This window comes from Streptomyces sp. NPDC014676 (genome assembly GCF_043084105.1).
In the GTDB taxonomy this organism is placed as follows: domain Bacteria; phylum Actinomycetota; class Actinomycetes; order Streptomycetales; family Streptomycetaceae; genus Streptomyces.
On sequence record NZ_JBIBZI010000005.1, the window covers coordinates 133,575 to 139,717 of the forward strand.

Sequence of the window (6,143 nt, forward strand, 5' to 3'; positions counted from 1 at the left end):
TTCGGGGTAAGGGGAGTTCGCAGGCGGAGGCCTGGCGGAGTGGGTGCGGGTCAGCCCTTGACGGCGCCGGCCATGATGCCGCTGACGATCTGGCGGCCGAAGACGATGAACATCGCCAGCAGGGGCAGCGTGCCGAGCAGCGCGCCCGCCATGATCAGCGACTGGTCGCGGACATAACCCGCGCTGAGCTGGGTGAGGGCGACGGGGACCGTCGGGTTGGTCATGTCGAGCACCACGAACGGCCAGAAGAAGTCGTTCCACGCGTGCACGAACGTGATCATGAACAGCACGGCCATCGCGGGCCGTGCGATGGGCAGCACGATGCTCCAGAAGATCCGCAGCGAGTGCGCCCCGTCGACGCGGCCGGCCTCGACGAGTTCGTCGGGCAGCGCCTCGGACAGGTACTGCCGCATGAAGAACACGCCGACGGCGCTCACCAGCGTGGGGAAGATGACGGCGGGCAGCTGCTGCGACCAGCCCAGCTCGGACATCATCATGAACAGCGGGACGACGCCGAGCTGCGGCGGCACCATCATGGTGCCGATCACCAGCATCAGCAGGACGTTGCGGCCCTTGAACCGCAGTTTGGCGAAGGCGAATCCGGCCAGCGTCGCGAACATCACCGTGGACAGGGCGATCACGCCGGCCACGATCAGGCTGTTGATCATGGCCTTGCCCATCGCGGCCTCGTCCCAGGCGCGGGCGAGGTTGCTGAACAGGTTCGGGCCGGGCAGGAACGGCGGCGGGGTCTGGCTGACCCGGGTGTTGTCGGTGGAGGCCGCCACCATCGTCCAGTACAGCGGGAAGATCGACAGCACCGCCATGACGACGAGCAGGACGTAGGCGAGCGGCCCGGCGTGATGCTGGCGGCCGGCGCCCTGGCGCAGCAGCCGCCGGCGGCCGGCCGGCTTCTCGACAGGGGTCCGGACCGGGGTCTCCGCCCGGACCGGGAGGCTGTGGGTGGTCATGATGACTCCAGGTCAGGACGTACGGGAACGCAGGCGCTTGATCAGGCGCTGTGCCGCGAAGGCGAGGACGAGCAGCATGAACATCGCCCAGGCGACGGTGGCCGAGCGGCCCATCTGGTAGTTCTTCCAGCCCTCCTCGTACAGCAGCAGGCCCAGCGTCTGGTACTGGTTGTCGGCGCCGCCGGTGACACCGTTGGGTCCCTGGCCGAAGATCAGCGGCTCGCCGAAGAGCTGGGTGGCGCCGATGGTGGAGAGCACGATGGTGAAGACGATCGTGGAGCGGATGCCGGGGACGGTGACGTGGGTGAACTGCTTCCACCGGGACGCCCCGTCGAGGGAGGCTGCCTCGTACCGCTCGGCGGGGATGGCCTGCATCGCGGCCAGGTAGAGCAGGGCGTTGTAGCCGGTCCAGCGCCAGATCACGATGGTGGAGATCGCCACCTGGGCGGGCCACTTGTCGGCCTCCCAGTCCACCGGGTCGATGCCGACCGAGCCGAGCGCCCAGTTGATCATGCCGAAGTCACGCTCGAAGATCATGGTGAAGACGAGCGCGGCGGCGGCGACCGAGGTGGCGTAGGGGACCAGCGAGGCCACGCGGAAGAACAGCGAGGCGCGCATGCGGTAGTTGAGCAGGTGCGCCAGGCCGAGCGCCATCATCAGCTGCGGCACCGTGGAGATGACGCCGATGGTGATGGTGTTCTGCAGCGCGTTCCAGAACCGTGAGTCGCCCCAGAGTTCGACGTAGTTGTCGAACGCCACCCACTCCATCATGTCGAGGGTGGCCAGTTCCACGTCGTGCAGGGAGATCCACGACGTGTAGACGAGGGGGTAGAAGCTGAACGCGGCGAAGACGACGAAGAACGGCGCGACGAACGCGTACGGGGCGCCCTTGACGTCCAGCCGGTGCAGCAGGGCGCCGCGCCGGCGGGGGGTCTTCCCGTCGCTCGTGGTGCCCGGCGGCTCCTCGCCGGTCAGGGCTTTGGTGGTGGAGGTGGCCACCGGACTTTCCTTCCTGAGAGCGGATGGGTGAGCCGGGCCCCGGGCCCGTCGGCGGGATGCCGAGCGGGCCCGGGCGGCTGCGGGAGGCGTCGGGTCAGCCGACCGCCTTCTCGATGCGCTCCGTGGTGGTCTTCCACGCCTCGTCACGCTTGGTGCCCTGCTCGACCAGGGCCAGGCCCTGGGAGAAGGTGTCCTTGATCGTGCCGTCCTTGCGGCCGAGGACCTGCTTGTCCGGGATCTCCTGCGCGGCGGCACCGAAGATCTGACCGATCGGCGCGTTGTCGAAGTACTCCGACGTGGCGTTCTTCACCTCGTCGGCCTGAAGCGCCTTCTCGGAGGACGGGATGTTGCCGATCTCCTTGAAGATGTGGGCCTGCTGCTCCGGTGCGGTCAGCCAGGCGACGAGCTTCTTGGCCTCCTCCTTCACCGGGCTCTTCTCGATCACGCCGAGGAAGGAACCGCCCCAGTTGGCGCCCTTGGGTGCCCGGGCGACGTCCCACTTGCCCTTGTTGGCCTCACCGGCCTTCTCGCTGATGTGGCTGAGCATCCAGGCCGGGCAGACGGCGGTGGCGAACGTGCCGTTGGCCAGGCCGGGGTCCCAACCCGGCTGGAACTGGCGGAGCTTGGCGGTCAGCCCCTCCTCGGCGGCATCGGCAGACAGGGCCCAGGCATCCTTGACGGCCGGGTTCTTGTCGTAGATCAACTCACCCTTCTCGTCGTAGTACTGCTCGGGGTAGCCGTAGACCATGGCGTTGAACAGGCCGCTGGCCGAGTCCGTGAACGCCACCTTGTCGCCCTTGAAGTCCTTCTTGAAGGCGCGGCCGACCTCGACGTACTTGCTCCAGTCGCCCTCCCACAGCTTTCCGACCTCTGCACGGTCGGTGGGCAGGCCGGCCTGCTCGAAGTAGTCCTTGCGGTAGCAGACGGCCATCGGGCCGATGTCGGTGCCCAGCCCCAGTACCTTGCCGTCCGCGGTGCTGATCTGCGACTGCTTCCAGGGCAGGAAGTGGTCGGTGCCGGCCATGCCGGCGAAGTCCGCGAACTTGTCCGCCTGGGTCTCGGTGATCTCCTTGGCCCGGCCGATCTCGATGCCCTGGATGTCCTTCAGACCGTTGCCGGCGGCGAGGTGGGTCTGCAACGCGGTGTAGTACGTCTGCTCGTCCCCCGCGATGTCGGCCTTGATGTCGACATTCGGGTTCTCCTTCTCGTACTGCTCCAGCAGGCCCGTCTCCTTGAGACCCATCACGCCGTACAGGCCCATGGTGATGGTGACCTTGCCGTCCTTCTTGCCACCGCCGGTGACCGAATCGTCGCTGCCGCCGCAGCCGGCGACCAGTGCCAGCGCGCCGGCGGCCGCGACTGTCGCCACCGCCTTCCCGCGCAACGAACCGTAAGTGCCCATGGATCTCCTCCTAGCGACGGCGCTGACACACCGGAGTGACAAGTTCTGCGATGACTACAGCGGCTCTGATAGGGATGGGAACGTACCCATTCCGGGGTGGGCACGTTCCCACCGCGCAACGAAGACTCATGGCTAGCGGATAGGTCTGTCAATAACTTGAAACCAACTTGTCGTCCCGTCCCGGGTTCCGCGTCCGTCGTCCCGCCCCCGGGGGGTGCTGCGCCGACGGCCGCGTCTGCAAGAATTGCCGCAGGTCAACTCCGCGGCAGGCATCGCCGTCGCGGCCGCCCAGGGGGGAGCACATGAGCGGCAACCGCCGTCCGACCATCAAAACGGTCGCCGCCCGCGCCGGCGTGGGCCGCACCACGGTCTCCCGCGTCGTCAACGGCTCGGACCTCGTCAGCGCCGACGCCCGTGAGAGGGTCCTGGCCGCGATCAAGGAGCTGAACTACGTTCCCAACTCGGTCGCCCGCGGCCTGGTGACCAACCGCACCAACGCGGTGGCCCTGGTGATCCCGGAGTCGGAGAGCCGGCTCGGTTCGGAACCGTTCTTCGCCGCGCTGATCCGCGGCGTCAGCGGCGCCCTCGCGGAGAGCCGGACCCAGCTTCAGCTCATGCTCGTCCGCGACCAGGCCGAACGCGACCAGCTCACCGAGACGGTGGCCGCGCACCGCGTGGACGGCGTCCTGCTGGTCTCCGTGCACGCCGACGACCGGCTGCCGGGCATGCTGGAGGAGATGGGCCTGCCGACCGTGCTGGCCGGCCGCCGCGACGCGGGCGAACGGCTGAGCTACGTCGACTCCGACAACGCCGGGGGTGCCACCGCGGCGGTACGGCATCTGCTGCACCGCGGCCGGACCCGGATCGCCACGATCACCGGCCCGCTGGACATGGACGTCGGCCGCAGCCGGCTCGCCGGCTGGCACACCGCGCACCGGGAGGCGGGGGTTCCCGCGGACGAACTCCTGGTCGAGCAGGGCGACTTCACGGAGGAGGGTGCCTGCCGGGCCATGTGTTCGCTACTTGAACGCGCCCCGGATCTGGACGCCGTCTTCGCCGCCTCCGACCTCATGGCGGTCGGTGCCCTGGCCGAATTGCGCCGACGGCGGTTGCGGGTGCCCGAGGACGTCGCCGTCGTCGGTTACGAGGACTCCGTCCTCGCCCGCCACACCGCCCCGCCGCTGACGACCGTGCGCCAGCCGGTGGAGGAGATCGGCCGCACCATGGCCCGGATCCTCACCGGCATCACCCAGGACGGCGGACCCCGGCAGCAGCGGACGCTGCCCACGGAGCTGGTGGTGCGGGAGTCGTCGTAGCGGGGTCTGTATGCCGCGGACCCCGTCGTGGACGGGGCCTGCGGTGGCGTGTACTGCTGTTTTCCGCCCCCGCCGTACCTCCCTCTCGGCTTCGCCCGAGCGGGAGGTACTCCCGTCGTCCCCGGGGGCTCTGCCCCCGGACCCCCTGTCGGTCCTTCGGGCCTCGTCCTCGGACGCCGGACGGGCTCGCGTGCGTCGTCCCGGCCGGGTGACCCTCGCCGCCGCGAACGGTGACAGACCCGCCTGCGCCGGGGTACCCGCCAGGGACGCGATCGCATCATGAGGAAGGACGGCGCCTCATGCACCATGACGAGTTCATCGGAAAAGTGCAGGCTCTCACCCGGCTTCCGGACCGGGGATCGTCCGAGCAGGCGACCCGTGCGGTGCTGAGCACGCTGGCCGAACGGCTGCCGCCCGGGCTGACGGACCACGTGGCGGCCCAGCTGCCGCCCACCCTTGCCGCGCCCATGCGGCAGGCCAAGGACTCCTCCGGCGAGCGCTTCGGCCTGACCACGTTCGCCGGACGGATCGCCGGGCGGGCCCACACGGACGAGGGCGGGGCCGTACGGGAGGCCGCCGCCGTACTGGAGGTGCTCGACGCGGCCCTCGCCCCGGAGCTGACGGAGAAGCTGGTCGCCGCGCTGCCCAAGGACATCGGCGGCCTGCTGCCCGTCGGACGCGCCACCGACGACACCGACTGAGGAGGTGACCGGGCATGGTCTCCGAGTCCGTGACGGTCCCCTCGGGTGCGGCGGCCCTGCCCGGGGACCTCGTGATCCCCGCCGGGGCGCGTGGGGTGGTGCTGTTCGCGCACGGCAGCGGCAGCTCACGGCTCAGCCCCCGCAACCGGGCGGTCGCCACCGCGTTGCAGGAGGCGGGGTTCGGCACCCTGCTGCTGGATCTGCTCACCCCGGAGGAGGAGCGCGAGGACGATGCGACGGGGCGGCACCGCTTCGACATCGGCCTGCTGGCCCGGCGGCTGGCGCATGCCGTCGACTGGCTGGAGCAGCGCCCGGACGGCGTGGACCTTCCCGTGGGTCTGTTCGGGGCCAGTACGGGAGCGGCGGCGGCGCTGGTGGCCGCCGCCGAGCGGCCCAAGCGGGTGTCGGCGGTCGTGTCTCGGGGCGGGCGCCCGGATCTGGCGGGCGACGCGCTCGGTCTGGTCGCGTGCCCGGTGCTGCTCGTGGTGGGCGGCGACGACGAGACGGTCCTCGGCCTCAACCGTGAGGCCGCCGGCCGGCTGTCCGCGGCGCACCACCTCCATGTGGTACCCGGCGCGACCCATCTCTTTCCCGAACCCGGCGCGCTGGAACAGGTCGCCGAACTCGCCGCCGGCTGGTTCCGCGACCACCTCTGACCGGGCGCGGGGCGGGGCCCGGCCAGGGGGGTGGCGCGGGCCCCCCCCGGGTGACGCCCGGGGGCCGGCGTGCGGGGGGCCGGTGACGGTTGCGGTGGGCC

Annotated in this window: 6 protein-coding genes; 3 read left to right on the forward strand and 3 right to left on the reverse strand. The window is 70.4% G+C overall.

From position 1 onward, the window contains the following. Positions 1 to 50: 50 nt before the first annotated feature. The 3 genes from ACF1DX_RS16085 to ACF1DX_RS16095 form a co-directional block, all read right to left on the reverse strand. Complete coding sequence (locus ACF1DX_RS16085; protein WP_391791793.1) at positions 51 to 968, reverse strand: carbohydrate ABC transporter permease; 918 nt, start codon at positions 966 to 968, stop codon at positions 51 to 53. A 12-nt stretch (positions 969 to 980) separates the two neighbouring features. Then, positions 981 to 1,967: a carbohydrate ABC transporter permease gene (locus ACF1DX_RS16090; protein ID WP_391791794.1), complete on the reverse strand. Its 987-nt coding sequence runs from the start codon at positions 1,965 to 1,967 to the stop codon at positions 981 to 983. Positions 1,968 to 2,061: 94 nt separating this feature from the next. Next, the gene (locus tag ACF1DX_RS16095; protein ID WP_391791795.1) at positions 2,062 to 3,369 is read right to left on the reverse strand and encodes an ABC transporter substrate-binding protein; all 1,308 of its coding nucleotides are present in this window, start codon (positions 3,367 to 3,369) and stop codon (positions 2,062 to 2,064) included. A 302-nt stretch (positions 3,370 to 3,671) separates the two neighbouring features. Here ACF1DX_RS16095 and ACF1DX_RS16100 point away from each other — a divergent pair, with 302 nt between their 5' ends. The 3 genes from ACF1DX_RS16100 (at position 3,672) to ACF1DX_RS16110 (ending at position 6,042) form a co-directional block, all read left to right on the forward strand. After that, positions 3,672 to 4,685 (forward strand): LacI family DNA-binding transcriptional regulator, encoded by a 1,014-nt coding sequence (locus tag ACF1DX_RS16100; protein ID WP_391791796.1) that lies wholly within the window; start codon positions 3,672 to 3,674, stop codon positions 4,683 to 4,685. Positions 4,686 to 4,984: 299 nt separating this feature from the next. After that, complete coding sequence (locus tag ACF1DX_RS16105; protein WP_391791797.1) at positions 4,985 to 5,386, forward strand: DUF2267 domain-containing protein; 402 nt, start codon at positions 4,985 to 4,987, stop codon at positions 5,384 to 5,386. Positions 5,387 to 5,400: 14 nt separating this feature from the next. Next, on the forward strand, positions 5,401 to 6,042 hold the full coding sequence (locus ACF1DX_RS16110; protein WP_391791798.1) for a dienelactone hydrolase family protein: 642 nt from the start codon (positions 5,401 to 5,403) through the stop codon (positions 6,040 to 6,042). Positions 6,043 to 6,143 lie beyond the last annotated feature (101 nt).